1 protein-coding gene is annotated in these 324 nt (G+C 46.0%); it reads right to left on the minus strand.

What is annotated here, in order from left to right:
- Positions 1–324: response regulator (locus AB4512_RS24740; protein ID WP_372176116.1), on the minus strand; the 324-nt coding region annotated here is incomplete at both ends.

Consider the following 324-nt stretch of genomic DNA (forward strand, 5'->3'; position numbering starts at 1 on the left):
GTCATCCACCACTTGAACACGGCGTAGTAGTGCTTTGATACGAGCCATTAACTGACGAGGACTAAATGGCTTCGCAATGTAATCATCGGCACCAATTTCTAAACCAATAATTTGATCGGTTTCATCCGATACCGCTGTCAGCATGATGATTGGCACATTGGATTGCTTTCGAACTCGCTGACACAAGGTAAAACCATCGTCACCGGGGAGCATAACATCGAGCAGAATCAGGTCTGGATAACCTTGGCTTTGCAGGTGGGTTTCTAATTCAACACCGTCTCCAACAGAAGAGACATCGAAGCCCGATTTTGTAAGGTACTCTTC

Origin of the sequence: Vibrio sp. 10N.222.52.B7 (genome assembly GCF_041474275.1) — a bacterium.
Classification (GTDB): Bacteria; Pseudomonadota; Gammaproteobacteria; order Enterobacterales; family Vibrionaceae; genus Vibrio; species Vibrio crassostreae_C.